Genomic DNA, 13,599 nt, shown 5'->3' with positions numbered 1-13,599 from the left:
GGTTTCTGCCGCGGCCGCTCTTAAGGCATTACAGCTCGACGAGCTGGCCGGTCTCGGCGGCCTCCTTGATAGCGTTAAGCAGCGTGAGCGTCTTGACGTTATCGGCGGGGGTCACGACGGGCTCGACCTCGCGGCGGACAACCTTCACAAAGTGCTTGAGCTGCATCTTGTGCGGCAGTGCCGGGTCGACGGCCGGAATCTCCATCTGCAGCGGCTTGTGCCAGTTGGAGGCGCCGTCGTAGGAGAACTGGTGCAGGCGGGGCAGCGACAGGGCGCCCTTAGTGCCGCCGATAAAGTAGGCGTCGGCGTCGAAGGGGCGGTACTGCGGATCCTCGCGAGCGGTTGCCTCCCAGTTCCAGGGGCTGGCGGTGGCGTCGGAGATGGTCATGCTTGCGAGCGCGCCATCGGCAAAACGGACGTTGACCACGGCGGAGTCCTCGGTCTCAAAACCGCGGGCGGCGCTGGACTGCATACCCTGGACGGCAACGGGCTCGCCCAGCAGATAGCGGAGCAGGTCGACGTCGTGAACCAGGTTGACCAGGATCGGGCCGGCACCCTTCTTGCGGCGCCACTCGACATCGAAATACTCGTCATTCTTATAGATCATGTAGTGGAAGCTCGACACGGTGAGCTTGCCCAGCTCGCCGGACTCGATGATCTCCTTGGCCTTGTTGACGAAGGGGTTGTGGCGACGGTGCTGGCCCACGAGCACGGGCACGCCGGCGGTCTCGGCCTCGGCGGCGAAAGCCTGGGCATCCTCAAGATCGTTGGAGATCGGCTTTTCGACCAGCGGCACGATGTTACGCTTCACAGCCTCGCGAGCAACGCCCAAGTGCAGGTCGTTGGGGGTGGCGATAATGACGGCCTCGGGCTTGACCTCGTCCATCATCTGGGCGGGATCGGTGTAAAACGGCACGCCGGCGGCCTCGGCCGTGGCGCGGGCGCCCTCAAAGGCGTCGGCGATGGCGACGAGCTCGGCCTCGGGCTCCTCGGTGACAAAGCGGATGTGGTTGCGGCCCATGGCGCCGGCGCCGATAACGGCAATGCGGACGGGGTTGAGCTCAGACATTTCGACTCCTTAATATTGTTGACCGGTGGAATGTGACAAAGGGACTGTCCCTTTGTCACGTCGGTAAAACTAGGCGGACTTCTTCTTGCTGTCGGAGACCATCATGTAGACGGTGAGCACGACGGCGATGGCGGCGATCACAATGGCGCCGTAGAAGGACTGCTGGTAGGCGGCGCTGCCGGCCTCGGCGTGATACAGCACGGCGGTGATGGGCTGGCTGATCCAGGTGGAAGCGGCGTAGCCCAAAAACATGATGCCGTAGTTGACACCGATGTTGCTGGTGCCAAAGGCGCCGCCGGTGAGCGGCGGGTAGATGACGAGCAGGGCGCCAAAGCTAAAGCCGAGCAGGGCGAGCGCAACAAAGAACATGGCCTGCGTAAAGCTCATCGACATGATGACGAGTGCGACGATGGTGACGACAAGGCTGATGAGCAGCGACTTATAGGCGCCGAGCTTGTCGATGATCTGGCCAAAGGACAGACGGCCAACCAGGTTGGCGCAGGTGTTGACGGAGACCACCACACCGCCGAGGGCGACGGCCGCGGCGCTCGTGGGGTCGGCGAAGAGCTGGACGGCGGCGATGGAGGCAACCTTGCCCACGAGCAGGGTGCCCGCGGTGGCGGCAAAGGCGAAGGTGACGATGAGGACCCAGAAGCGCGGGGTCTTGACCATCTCGCCCGGGGTGAGGTCGCCGAAGGTGCCGGCATGCGCGCCGCCCTTGGGGGCCTCGAAGCCCTCGGGCAGCCAACCGGCCTCGGGGGCCTTCAGGAACAGGGCGGAGGCGGCGATCATCACAAAGAAGATGACGCCGAGCGCCTTAAGGGCGCCAAAGATGCCCAGGCTCGGGATGAGCAGCGAGGCGAGCACCGGGGACAGCACGGCGGGGCCGGCGGTCGAAGCGGCCAGGGTGATGCCGGAGGCGAGGCCCTTCTTGTCGATGAACCACTTTTGGCCGGTGGTGAGCGCCGGGTTGTAGCCCAGGCCGTTGCCGATGGCGGCGACGAGCGAGAACCACAGGTAGAACTGCCACGGCTCGGTGACGGTGCCGGACATGAACCAGCCCAGGCCGTAGCACACGGCGGCGGCGATAACGACGTTGCGCGGGCCGATCTTATCGGAGATGCGGCCGGCGAAGATGCCCGTCACGGCCATGATGGTTTGAAAGACCGGGAAGGCCCAGGTGAGGGCGCTCGACCACTCGGGGTAGACGGCGAGCAGGTTCTTGCTCACGACGGAATACAGCGCGATGGAGCTGATGAAGAACATGGTGACGCACGCGGCGGAAAGCACGACGGCGCGACCCTTGTTGGAGTTGGTGGAAGCCATTGGACTCTTTCTGATCGATACGGGGGAGGAGCGGGCGTGTCCGCGGGACCTCCCTGTCAGGTTGGTTTACTGGTCAGTCGGCTTGGCGACGCCGGACTCATCGGACCAGAGCTCGACACCCTTGTTCTTAAGGTAGTTGTCGGCATAGGCGCGACGGCCGCCGGGCTTGGCGGTGAGGTCGCCCATCATGTTGGAGAAGCCGCCGTCGACCTTGATGGCGTCGCCGGTGGTGAAGTCCGAGCGCGTGGACGCCAGGAACATGACGGCGTTGGCGATATCGCTGACCTCGCCGATGCGGCGCGTGGCGATCAGACGGCTGCGGCTCTTTTCGACCTCGGGGTCGGCGTAGAAGTTGGCCGACATCGGGGTCTTGACGAAGCAGGGTTCGACGCAGTTGGAGCGGACGCCGTAGGGGCCCCACTCGGCGGCGAGCATCTTGGACATCATGTTGACGCCCGCCTTGGTGGAGCTGTACACGCCCGAGAACGTCTCGGGGGAGTGGCTGGCAACGGTCGAGATGTGCACCAGGCGACCCTGGCCGGCCTTGATCATCTCGCGACCAAAGCGCTGCGAGGTGATGAAGTAACCGGTGAGGTTGACGTTGATGACCTCGTTCCAGTCGGAGAGCGGCAGGTCCTCCATGGCGGCGAAGCGCAGGATGCCGGCGGTGTTGACGAGGACGTCGACATGGCCGAAGTTGGCGATGGTGGCATCGACGGCGGCCTGAACCTCGGCCTCGTCGGTGGCGTTCATCTTGTAACCCTCGGCGTGGATGCCAAACTCGGCGGCGAGGTCGGCGGCTGCAGCCTTGACCTTTTCCTCGTCCAGATCGAGCAGGACGACGTTGGCGCCGTTGCGGGCGAACTCGCGGCAAATCTCGACGCCCATACCGCCGAGCGCGCCAGTCACGGCGCAGACATCGCCCTCGAGCTTAAGCCAATTGCTCATAGGAACTTCCCTTCTTGTGCCTCCCGGTGGGCCGCTCCCATTAACCGACCCACGTGGTTTTCGCTGGTTATCGTATGCTTTGCATTTGCGCAGGTGAATTGCATATTTGTTAGAATGGCGTTAACCGTAGGTTTACACTGTGTGATGCAGTTTTTTCTCAATTGAGCGCGTGACCTGCCAAAACGACCCCCCTTCGGCAGTTCATTGCCATGCGTCTGGAAACGGGAGATTGACGTGTACGATCGACGACTCGAGGCCATATCGGCCGCCGCGGAGCTGGGAAGCTTCTCACGTGCGGCGGCAAAATTGCGCGTGTCGACCCCGGCGCTCGTCAAGCAGGTGTCGGGCTTCGAGGCCGAGTTCGGCATCACACTGTTTGAACGCTCGCACTCAGGCGTCAAGGTGACGCCGGCCGGCGCGCTGCTGGTGGACGACGCGCGCTCGATCATGCGGCAGTCCGAGGACGCGCTGCGCCGCGCCCGACGCGCGGCGGGCGATGGCGGTGCCGTGCGCCTGGGCGTGTCGATGATGTGCCCGGGGCGCCAAACGCTGTCGATGTGGTCGGGCGTACACGAGCTGGAACCGTCGCTGCGATTTGAGATCGTGCCGGTAAGCGACCTCTATGACGAGCGCGAGACCGTCATGCGCAGCCTCGGTCGTGAGGTCGATGTGGTGCAGTCGAGTTTTTCGACCCCGCGCTGGGGTGACGCCTGCCAAAAGCTCCGCATTGTCAACGTGCCGTTTTATATCGACCTGCCGCGCACGAGCCCGCTGGCGCGCAAGAATCGCATTACGGTCGCCGACTTGGAGGGTATGCGTCTGCGCGTGCTCCGCCACGGCAACGACGCTATGGACAGCCTGCGTATCGATCTGTTGGCCGACGGCGGCGTAGACGTGATCGACGTGGACAGCTTTGACTTTGCGCTCTTTAACGAGGCAGAGGAAAAGGGCGACGCGGTGCTCACCTGCGGCGCATGGTCGGGGGTGCACCCGGCCTTTGTGGGCGTGCCGTTCCTGTGCGGGCGAGAGGTGCCGGTCTTTTTGCACTATCCGCTCGAGCCCACCCTCCAAGTACAAAAATTCGTCAACGCCATGGCCCAACTCCTCAAGTAGCCAAAAGAGTCCCGTCCCAAATTAGCTACCCTTTGCTACGGGTTTAGCGGTCCTCGCGTTGCGGCCCGGCTGCCTCGGCTGTCTTTACGCGGTTCTTATCGACGTACATGTTCTTGTCGGCCTGGGAAAAGAGTTCGCGCATGGTAGGCGGCTCGTCAAAATCGCTGGAAAGCGCATAGCCCACCGCGTAGCTGATGGGCATATCGGGGTGGACTTCGGAATACTCGTTCACGTTCGCGCGAATCCGAGCGAGACAAGATTCCACAGCGGCTCGGTCGGCATCCCGCAGCACCGCGATAAACTCATCGCCGCCGTCGCGACCCACAAAGCACGTCTCCGACGCCACACTTCCCAGTTGTTGGGCAAAAGAGCGAATGTATTCATCGCCCTTCTCATGGCCGAAGTTGTTATTGACCATATGCAGATTGTTAAGGTCGAAGACGCACACCGCAACGGGCTCCTCCGCGGAGACAGGCTGCTCCTGCCCCAAGATCTCCTCGCACTTGTTCTTGTTGGGCAGCCCCGTGGCTTCGTCGAGATAGACTTTGCTCTGCAGTTCGCGATTGAGCGCGGCGGTGCGCACCGCGCGAACGAGTTCGACCGCAAAGGTCGCCACCAAGCCCACGATGTCGATGATCACCAAGCCCTCGAGATAGTTGAGCGCCGACGCCTTCTCCTGAGAGTAGTCCTCTGCGAGTCGCGTAGCATCGTCGCAAATGCCAAAGAACTCCTCGCTCATGGAGATGATGTCGGTGTTCTCATAGCCGACTTCGCGCACGCGGATGATCTCGGTGCAAAGCTCATCAAAATAATTTGCAAGCTCGGTCATTTTTGCCTGATACTCATCGTCGTCGAGACGGACGAGGTTGAGGTCGTCACTTCCGTAACGCAAACCGTTGATGTATGAATCCACGGCTTTGAGCAGGTCATCTTGAGGCTGGCCCGCATCCTCGAGCTTAACGATTCGCTGCGTGGTACCGCGCACCAGACCGGCGTAGTTGACCACACGCGCCGTGCCCTGGATATCGGAGACGAGCAGCATAACATTGATGAAGAAGAAGATGAGAACTGCCGTGAGCACCATCATGAGCAGGCGCACCGCCTGGCCGGCCTTCTTGGCGACAGAAGTATTCACAAGTTCACTCCCCTAAATGACAAAAGAACAGGTAGCACGCAGTGTGCTGAAATTCATGGGTGGTTAACTCTACCATATGGGCCAGCAGCCTCAAACTGCAGCAGACGCTCGTCCAAATTGGCGTGACGCTTGCCTTGTTGTTCTTGACCTGGCCGCGCTATCGGACATGCTTCTGGTCTTGGATCACCATGGGAAAGCTCATCCCGTTTTGTGCGTCTAGAGTGGGATGCGGCTTCCCAAAGGTGCCGTTAGGGGAAATCACATCCCGGTTTACCCCCTTGAAATGGGATGCCGTTTCCCGGAGGGGGTCCAGCGGGAAACGGCATCCCATTTTGGGCCCGAAAAGTGGGATACGGTTTCCGGCCGGCATGAAAAAGCCTCCGCAGCTCGTGTGGCTGCGGAGGCTTTATTCGTTGCGGCGCATTGTGTTTGGGTCGCTGAGATGAGTCGATTTGCCCCGAAAGAGGAGGGCATTGACCTTAGGGTCATGCCCGACGAATGAGCGGCAAATCGGCCATCTCGGCGAGCCGAACTACTCCAGCTCAAACGCTCCGGTATAGAGCTGGTAGTAATACCCGCGCTTGGCAATCAGCTCGTCGTGGTTGCCGCGCTCGATGATGCGGCCGTGATCCAGACAGATGATCGCGTCGGAGTTGCGCACGGTGGACAGGCGGTGCGCGATGACAAACGTCGTGCGGCCTTCCATGAGCTTGTCCATGCCGGCTTGCACGATGGCCTCGGTGCGGGTATCGATGCTCGACGTGGCCTCGTCCAGGATCATCGCCGGCGGATCGGCGACGGCGGCGCGTGCGATCGAGATCAGCTGGCGCTGGCCCTGCGACAGCTGGGCGCCGTTGCCGGTGAGCATCGTGTCGTAGCCGTCGGGCAGGCGGGTGATAAAGTCGTCCGCGCCGGCGAGCTTTGCTGCCGCGATGCACTCCTCGTCGGTGGCATCCAGATTGCCGTAGCGGATGTTATCCATCACGGTGCCGGTGAACAGGTTTACGTCCTGCAGCACCACGCCCAGCGAGCGGCGCAGGTCTGCCTTGCGGATCTTGTTGACGTTGATGCCGTCGTAGCGAATCTTGCCGTCGGCGATGTCATAGAAGCGGTTGATGAGGTTGGTGATGGTCGTCTTACCGGCACCGGTGGCGCCGACAAACGCGACCTTCTGGCCCGGCTTGGCAAACACGGACACGCCGTGCAGCACCTCGTGGTCGGGCGTGTAGCCAAAGTCGACGTTGTCCATGACCAGGTCGCCACGCAGCGGCACGTACTCGATCTCGCCGGTTGCGCGGTGCGGATGTTTCCACGCCCACATGCCAGTGTGGTGGTCGGCCTCCTCGAGCTGCCAGGTATCGGGGTTCACCTGAGCGTTGACAAGCGTCACATAGCCTTCGTCGGCTTCGGGCTCCTCGTCGATGAGCTCAAAGATACGGTCGGCGCCGGCGAGGCCCATGACCACGGCGTTGATCTGCTGCGAGATCTGGCCGATCTGTCCACAGAACTGCTTGGTCATGTTGAGGAACGGCACCACGACGGCGATGGACAGCGCCATGCCCGAGATGCTCAGGTTGGGCACGCCCAGCGCTAGGAAAATGCCGCCGGCCAGTGCGACCAGCACGTAGAGCAGGTTGCCCAGGTTCATAAGGATGGGCATGAGGATGTTGGCGTACATGTTGGCCTTCTGCGAGACCTCGAAGAGCTTTTCGTTGCGCTCGTCAAAATCGGCTTCGGCGGCAGACTCGTGGCAGAATGCCTTGACGACCTTCTGGCCGTTCATGACTTCCTCGATATGGCCCTCGACAACGCCGAGCTCGGTCTGCTGCGCAATAAAGAAGCGCGCGGAGTTGGAGCCGAGCAGCTTGGTCATAAAGGTCATAAAGGCGACGCCGGCAATAATGACCAAGCACATCCACACGCTGTAGTACAGCATGATAAAGAACACCGTGACGATGACGATGACCGTCATGAGCAGGTTGGGCAGCGACTGGCTGATCATCTGGCGCAGCGTGTCGATGTCATTGGTGTAGTGGCTCATGATGTCGCCGCGCTGGTGCGTGTCGAAGTAGCGGATCGGCAGGTCCTGCATGCGGTTGAACATCTTCTCGCGCAGCTTCTCCAGCGAGCCCTGCGTGACGATGGCCATGGCGCGGTTCCAGAAGAGCGAGGACAGGATGCCGATGCCGTAGATGCAGGCGAGGGTGGTCACGAGCTGTGCGATCTTGGGCTGCGCGGCTCCCCAATCGCCCGACTGCCACGATTCGCTAATAATCTGCAGGGCGCTCTGAAGGAAGGTCGCGCCGATGGAGTTGATGATGGCGCAGAGCACCACGCCGGCGACGACGAGGGGCAAAAGCACGGGGTAAAAGCCAAAGAGCGTCTTGATGAGGCGCGACATGGTGCCGCCCTTGCGGTTGAGCGCGCGCTCGGCGGTCGTTGCCTTACTCATGTGCCTCGCCTCCTTCCTGGGTCTGAGCTTGCGTTACGGATGCCTCGGTGTCGGCCTCGACGGCCTCTTCGCCCTCGGCAGACATCTTGTTCTGCGAGGTAAAGGTCTCGCGGTAGATCTCGCTCGTCTTGAGCAGCTCGTCGTGGTTACCGATCTGCGCGATGCGGCCGCCCTCCATGACGATGATGCGGTCTGCGTCCTGCACGGAGCTAATGCGCTGGGCGATGATGAGCTTGGTCGTGTTGGGCAGATAGCTTGCCAGCCCTGCGCGAATCTTGGCGTCGGTCTTGGTGTCGACGGCGCTCGTGGAGTCGTCCAGGATCAAGATCTTGGGGCGACGCAGCAGGGCACGCGCAATGCACAGGCGCTGCTTCTGACCGCCGGAAACATTGGAGCCGCCCTGTTCGATCCAGGTGTCATAGCCCTTGGGGAAGCCGTCGACAAACTCGTCGGCGCAGGCCAGATGCGCGGCCTCGCGGACCTCTTCGTCGGTGGCGTTCGGGTCGCCCCAACGCAGGTTCTCGGCAATCGTGCCGCTAAACAGCACGTTTTTCTGCAGCACCATGGCCACCTGGTGGCGCAGGGCGTCCAAGTCGTAGTCGCGTACATCCACGCCGCCCACGCGCACGGTACCCTCGGTGGCGTCGTACAGGCGGGCGATGAGGTTTACGAGCGTGGACTTGGCCGAGCCGGTGCCGCCGATGATGCCGATGGTCTCGCCGCTCTTAATGTGCAGGTCGATATCGTCGAGCGCCTGGCGCTTCGCATGCGCGGAATACTTAAAGCTCACGTGGTCAAAGTCGATGGAGCCATCGGCGACCTCGAGCACGGGCTCGGCGGGATCGGCGATCGTGGGCTCGGCGGCCAGCACCTCGGTGATGCGGTGCGCCGATTCGTCGGCCATGGTCACCATGACAAAGATCATCGATAGCTGCATCAGGCTCATGAGGATTTGGAAGCCATAGGTAAAGATCGAGGAGAGCTGGCCCACGTCGAACAGCGTGCCCTGGCTCGTGATGATGAGCTTGGAGCCCAGGTAGATGATGACGACAAACGCGCCGTTGACGCAGATGTTCATCATGGGGTTGTTAAAGGCAAGCAGCTTCTCGGCGCGGGTGAAGTCCATCTGGACGTCGCGTGCGGCGGTCGCGAACTTCTCCTTCTCAAAGTCTTCGCGCACGTAGCTCTTGACCACGCGCATGCCGGTGACGTTTTCCTCGACGGACTCGTTAAGGGCGTCGTACTTGTGGAACACGCGCGAGAAGATGGGACGCACCTTAAAGATGATAAAGAACAGCCCAAAGCCCAGCAGCGGAATGATGACCAGGTAGACCATGGCGACGCTGCCGCCCATGATAAATGCCATGGTAAAGGCGAAGATCAATACCAGCGGCGCGCGCACGGCGATACGGATGATCATCATAAAGGCCTGCTGCACGTTGTTGATATCGGTGGTCAGGCGCGTGACGAGCGAGGAGCTCGAGAACTCATCGATGTTGGCAAAGCTGAACGTCTGGATCTTGTAGAACAGGTCGTGACGCAGGTTCTTAGCGAAGCCGCAACTCGCATGGCTGCAGGTGACGCCGGCAGCGGCGCCAAAAGCAAGCGACGTCAGCGCGATGAGCACCAAAAAGCCCGCGGTGGGAAGCATCTCGGCTACGGTGGTGCCATCTTTGATGGCGTCGATCAGGTTGGCGGTGATAAATGGAATCAGCATCTCGCAGAGCACCTCGCCAAGCACGAGCAACGGCGTGGCAACGGTGACTTTTATATAGTCGCGGATGCTGCCCATGAGGGTTTTAATCATCCAGTTCCTCCCAGGTTACACGGATTTTCTCGAGCATTTCGGCGAGGTCCTCGCGCTCGTCATGGGTGAGCGCGCTAAAGGCCCGTTCTCTAAAGCGGATGCGGGCCGCCTGGTCGATGCGGGCGTTTTCCCGGCCGGTTTCGGTCAGGCGAATGGTGAGTTGCCGTCGATCCTTGGGGTTACGGCTGCGTTCAATGAGGCCGTTGACCTCGAGCTTGGACAGGATCTCGGAAAGCGACCCCGGCTTGAGGTCAAAGTGCATGCCGAGTTCCTGCTGCGACATCTCGCCGCCGGGCTGCTTGGCCAGCAGGCAGATAATGGGTGCCTTGCCGGATACGCCGCCACCATGAAAATGCATGTAATGGCCGCAAAAGCCCAGGCCATTGAGGATGCGCTTGGCAAGCTTGTCTTCTGAGCTAACCGCTTCGGGTGCATCCGCCGGCTGTGACGGGTCGTCGCCGGGCTCGTGCGAACAAAGGTTAAGAGGTTCATCGCACATGAATTAGTGTTGCTCCTTTCTTTAGTTAGGTAGTGGAATTGTTTTGTGCCTAACTAATCTAGGAGCATGAGAAATGAATGTCAAGGTACCAAACTAGTGGTTACGCGGTTTTACCAAACCGCGTAACGGCTCGACGCTGCAAACCCGCCAGAGCGGCAATCTGCCTTTCAACTTCGGCGGCATGACCAGAAGGTCAATACCGCCTCGTTTCAAGGCACCTTGCTCACTCTGGCGGGTTTTCGCTGACTTCGCCAAAACATCGGCGTTGCCCGACCAGTCGTTTTGGCACTTAGGGACGTTCCTTATGTGCCGGCACTTGGGGACACTCCTTGGGCTAATTGCCGGGATAGTCGTTGGGGACGTTCTTGTTTGACTAGTCATTTAAGAACGTCCCCAACGACTACCTCGTTTTCGTAACCTTTTCGCAACAATGCGCTCTTCGCGACCGTAGCGCCCGCTCACAACGTCCCCTGCGCTACACTTAGTCGCACTGTGGCGCTGCTGCGCCGTGCCCGAACCAAGGGAGACCCTCATGAAGAACACTCAGCTGCTGCTGATCAACGATATGTGCGGCTACGGCAAGGTCGCGCTTTCCGCCATGCTGCCGGTGCTGTCGCACATGGGCTACCGCATCCACAACCTGCCGACGGCACTTGTGTCCGATACGCTCAACTATCCCAAGTTCTACATCCACGACACCACCGAGTACGTGCGCCAGAGCCTCGCCATCTGGGAGGAGCTCGGCTTTGAGTTCGACGCCATCTCTACCGGCTTTATCGTGACCGAGGAAGAGACGCGCATCATTTCGGACTTCTGCCACCGTCGCGCGCAAAAGGGTACCAAGGTGTTCGTCGACCCCATCATGGGCGACAACGGCAAGCTCTACGCCGGCGTGCCCGAGTCCACGATCGGTCTCATGCGCAGCCTGCTCGAGTGCGCCGACTATGCGGTGCCAAACTACACCGAGGCGTGCCTGCTCACCGATACGCCCATTGCCGAGCAAATCACGCCCGATGAGGGCCGCACTCTTGTGGATGCCGTGCGTGCCCTGGGCGCCAAGTCGGTGGTCATTACGAGCGCTGTGGTCGACGGTGCGAATGTCGTCATCGGTTACGACCATGTGGCGGGGGAGTACTTCACGATTCCCTTCGACCTGATCCCGGTCTATTTCCCGGGCACGGGCGACACGTTCTCGGCGGTGCTCGTCGGCCGCGTTATGGCAGGTTGGAGTCTGCAGCGCGCGACGTCCGATGCCATGCGCGTGGTGGCTGAGCTTATCGAGCGCAATGCCGACCAAGAGGATAAGTCGGCTGGCCTTCCCATCGAGGCCTGCCTGGACGTGATTGACCATGAGTAATGCTGGCGAGGGCGGCGCCAAGCCTGCGGGCGGGGGCAAGCCGCTCGGCGCGCCGCGTGGCAAGCGTCCGCGTATCCGCGTGAGCTGCGTGGACCAGCTGGGTGCGTGCCGCTGCCACCATGGTCACAAGCCGGGCGACGTCTTCGACTTTGACCGCGACCGCGGCAAGATGTGTGCCATGGCCTGCCATGTGGGCTTTCCCTATATCGATATCCTGCGCTATGGCGGAACCGTGCCCGGCAACGAGCCTGGTACGGCAAAGTTCTGCTGTCCCGAGGTCGATACGCTGAACGTCTGGCTTGCCGAGATCGTCGACGAGTAGTCGAGCGCAATGTGACAAAGGGACAGTTCTTTTGTCACATTCGCCGGTGGTGCCTCTTCTATTATGCTTGTAATCTCAAATCTCTGCATTTCATCCGATTTTAGGTTCTAAAAATTTTGCGTTTCATCGATAATCAAGCGTATAAAACTTTGCATTTAATTTGATGACACTGAGGGGAGAGCCTATGCTGCGCAGGAAAATAGCGGTAGAGCTGGAGCGTTGGCTGAAGTCTGCCGAGCAAAAGGCCTTATTCATTACGGGTTCTCGCCAGATTGGCAAAAGCTATTCGATTCGCGCATTTGGCAAAGCCAACCATGCAACCTACATCGAGCTTAACCTCATGGAAAATCGCCAGGCAAAAGATGCTCTTCTCGAGGCGCGGGATGCCGATGATTTCATCAGCAGGGTGACGCTTCTTTCGGGAAAGTCGATTGCACCAGGCAAAACGCTCGTGTTTATCGATGAGGTCCAAGAGGCCCCCGACATCATGACGATGGCAAAGTTCCTTGTTGAGGACGGGAGGTGCCGCTGGGCGTTTTCGGGGTCAATGCTCGGGACTCAGTTCAAGGGCGTCAGGTCCTATCCCGTGGGGTATGTCCACGAGCTTAGGATGTTCCCGCTCGATTTTGAGGAGTTTTGCTGGGCAACCGGGGTGAGCGAGGGGGCTCGCCAAACGATACGTAACGCGTGTATCAGCGAGAGGCCCATTCCTGATTACATTCATGACGCGATGATGGCAAACTTCAGGACCTATACCGTTGTCGGCGGAATGCCGGAGGTCGTGCAGCGTTTCCTTGACACGCAGGGCGACCTTGCCTCTGTTCGTCAGCTACAGTCAGAGCTCAACGAACAGTACCGACGGGATATTTCCAAGTATGCAAGCGGGCGTGCCCTTCAGGTGCAGAGCATCTACGATCAGCTCCCCATTATGCTTGAGGGCGAACACAAGCGTTTCGTGCTCAATTCCATTGACCCCAAGGCGCATTATGAGAAGTACCAGCGAGATTTTGTCTGGCTTGTCGATGCCGGCGTTGCTCTCAAAGCCGATATCGTAACCGAGCCAAAGTCGCCCCTGCTCAAGACGGCACGGCCATCGCAGTTCAAGCTATACCAATCGGATACGGGCATGTTGATGGCGCGCTACCCCGTTGGAGTCGCCCAAGCGGCGTATCTTGATAGCAAGGAGCCCAATCTGGGCGGCATTTACGAAAACGTGGTGGCCCAGCAGCTGGCTGCCCAAAATCGCCAGCTTTACTACTATCAGACAAAAAAGCGCGGTGAAGTGGACTTTGTGGTCGACGGACCGGATGGGACGGCTGTTCCGATCGAGGTTAAATCGGGCTCCTATTACCACGCGCACGCTGCGCTCGGTCATGTGCTTGATACGGCTGAATATGGCGTAAGGCTCGGGATTGTTTTCTCGAGAGGCAACGTTGAGCGCAACGGAGCGGTTCTCTATTTGCCGCTATATGCGACCTGGGCCCTTTCGGATGTTTTGGGCGACTCCTGCGCCGAGGGGATAAAGCTGGAGGTCAAGCCGGTCTAGGGCCGGTCCCGGATGTGGCAAAGGG

11 protein-coding genes are annotated in these 13,599 nt (G+C 60.3%); 4 read left to right on the top strand and 7 right to left on the bottom strand.

Features of this window, described 5'->3' with window-relative positions; all coding sequences use genetic code 11:
* Positions 1-28: 28 nt before the first annotated feature.
* The 3 genes from AAAX75_RS05985 to AAAX75_RS05975 all read right to left on the bottom strand — a co-directional run bounded on the left by AAAX75_RS05985 (position 29) and on the right by AAAX75_RS05975 (position 3,343).
* On the bottom strand, positions 29-1,069 hold the full coding sequence (locus tag AAAX75_RS05985; RefSeq protein WP_006235665.1) for a Gfo/Idh/MocA family oxidoreductase: 1,041 nt from the start codon (positions 1,067-1,069) through the stop codon (positions 29-31).
* A gap of 69 nt (positions 1,070-1,138) precedes the next feature.
* On the bottom strand, positions 1,139-2,395 hold the full coding sequence (locus AAAX75_RS05980) for an MFS transporter (protein ID WP_161145209.1): 1,257 nt from the start codon (positions 2,393-2,395) through the stop codon (positions 1,139-1,141).
* 66 nt (positions 2,396-2,461) lie between these two features.
* Positions 2,462-3,343 (bottom strand): SDR family oxidoreductase, encoded by an 882-nt coding sequence (locus AAAX75_RS05975; protein ID WP_271758212.1) that lies wholly within the window; start codon positions 3,341-3,343, stop codon positions 2,462-2,464.
* Positions 3,344-3,577: 234 nt separating this feature from the next.
* Here AAAX75_RS05975 and AAAX75_RS05970 point away from each other — a divergent pair, with 234 nt between their 5' ends.
* Positions 3,578-4,456, top strand: a complete 879-nt coding sequence (locus AAAX75_RS05970) for a LysR family transcriptional regulator (protein WP_342996168.1) — start codon at positions 3,578-3,580, stop codon at positions 4,454-4,456.
* Between the two features lie 43 nt (positions 4,457-4,499).
* Here the strand turns inward: AAAX75_RS05970 and AAAX75_RS05965 are convergent, their stop codons facing one another.
* From AAAX75_RS05965 to AAAX75_RS05950, 4 genes are all read right to left on the bottom strand, one after another.
* Complete coding sequence (locus AAAX75_RS05965; RefSeq protein ID WP_226812474.1) at positions 4,500-5,591, bottom strand: GGDEF domain-containing protein; 1,092 nt, start codon at positions 5,589-5,591, stop codon at positions 4,500-4,502.
* A gap of 532 nt (positions 5,592-6,123) precedes the next feature.
* Positions 6,124-8,043, bottom strand: coding sequence for an ABC transporter ATP-binding protein (locus AAAX75_RS05960; RefSeq protein ID WP_349091422.1), 1,920 nt, complete (start codon positions 8,041-8,043; stop codon positions 6,124-6,126).
* Positions 8,036-9,850, bottom strand: a complete 1,815-nt coding sequence (locus tag AAAX75_RS05955; RefSeq protein ID WP_346976930.1) for an ABC transporter ATP-binding protein — start codon at positions 9,848-9,850, stop codon at positions 8,036-8,038. The genes AAAX75_RS05960 and AAAX75_RS05955 overlap by 8 nt, the downstream gene beginning before the upstream one ends.
* Positions 9,843-10,349 carry a MarR family winged helix-turn-helix transcriptional regulator gene (locus AAAX75_RS05950; protein ID WP_349091421.1) on the bottom strand — a complete coding sequence of 169 codons (507 nt, stop codon included), beginning with the start codon at positions 10,347-10,349 and terminating at the stop codon, positions 9,843-9,845. The genes AAAX75_RS05955 and AAAX75_RS05950 overlap by 8 nt, the downstream gene beginning before the upstream one ends.
* A gap of 532 nt (positions 10,350-10,881) precedes the next feature.
* Between AAAX75_RS05950 and AAAX75_RS05945 the strand changes: the two genes are divergently transcribed.
* From AAAX75_RS05945 to AAAX75_RS05935, 3 genes are all read left to right on the top strand, one after another.
* Entirely contained in the window at positions 10,882-11,706 is an 825-nt protein-coding gene (locus tag AAAX75_RS05945) for a PfkB family carbohydrate kinase (protein ID WP_035138774.1), read from the top strand.
* On the top strand, positions 11,699-12,028 hold the full coding sequence (locus AAAX75_RS05940) for a TIGR04076 family protein (protein ID WP_084591874.1): 330 nt from the start codon (positions 11,699-11,701) through the stop codon (positions 12,026-12,028). The genes AAAX75_RS05945 and AAAX75_RS05940 overlap by 8 nt, the downstream gene beginning before the upstream one ends.
* 184 nt (positions 12,029-12,212) lie before the next feature.
* Positions 12,213-13,574, top strand: a complete 1,362-nt coding sequence (locus AAAX75_RS05935) for an ATP-binding protein (RefSeq protein ID WP_349091420.1) — start codon at positions 12,213-12,215, stop codon at positions 13,572-13,574.
* Positions 13,575-13,599 lie beyond the last annotated feature (25 nt).

Origin of the sequence: Collinsella sp. CLA-ER-H7, from assembly GCF_040092345.1 — a bacterium.
In the GTDB taxonomy this organism is placed as follows: domain Bacteria; phylum Actinomycetota; class Coriobacteriia; order Coriobacteriales; family Coriobacteriaceae; genus Collinsella.
This window is presented reverse-complemented; position numbering and strand designations above follow the sequence as displayed.

Coding starts and splice junctions, on each gene's coding strand:
- AAAX75_RS05985 (WP_006235665.1), bottom strand. CDS start 1,069: ATGTCTGAGCTCAACCCCGTCCGCATTGCCGTTATCGGCGCCGGCGCC.
- AAAX75_RS05980 (WP_161145209.1), bottom strand. CDS start 2,395: ATGGCTTCCACCAACTCCAACAAGGGTCGCGCCGTCGTGCTTTCCGCC.
- AAAX75_RS05975 (WP_271758212.1), bottom strand. CDS start 3,343: ATGAGCAATTGGCTTAAGCTCGAGGGCGATGTCTGCGCCGTGACTGGC.
- AAAX75_RS05960 (WP_349091422.1), bottom strand. CDS start 8,043: ATGAGTAAGGCAACGACCGCCGAGCGCGCGCTCAACCGCAAGGGCGGC.
- AAAX75_RS05955 (WP_346976930.1), bottom strand. CDS start 9,850: ATGATTAAAACCCTCATGGGCAGCATCCGCGACTATATAAAAGTCACC.
- AAAX75_RS05950 (WP_349091421.1), bottom strand. CDS start 10,349: ATGTGCGATGAACCTCTTAACCTTTGTTCGCACGAGCCCGGCGACGAC.
- AAAX75_RS05945 (WP_035138774.1), top strand. CDS start 10,882: ATGAAGAACACTCAGCTGCTGCTGATCAACGATATGTGCGGCTACGGC.
- AAAX75_RS05940 (WP_084591874.1), top strand. CDS start 11,699: ATGAGTAATGCTGGCGAGGGCGGCGCCAAGCCTGCGGGCGGGGGCAAG.
- AAAX75_RS05935 (WP_349091420.1), top strand. CDS start 12,213: ATGCTGCGCAGGAAAATAGCGGTAGAGCTGGAGCGTTGGCTGAAGTCT.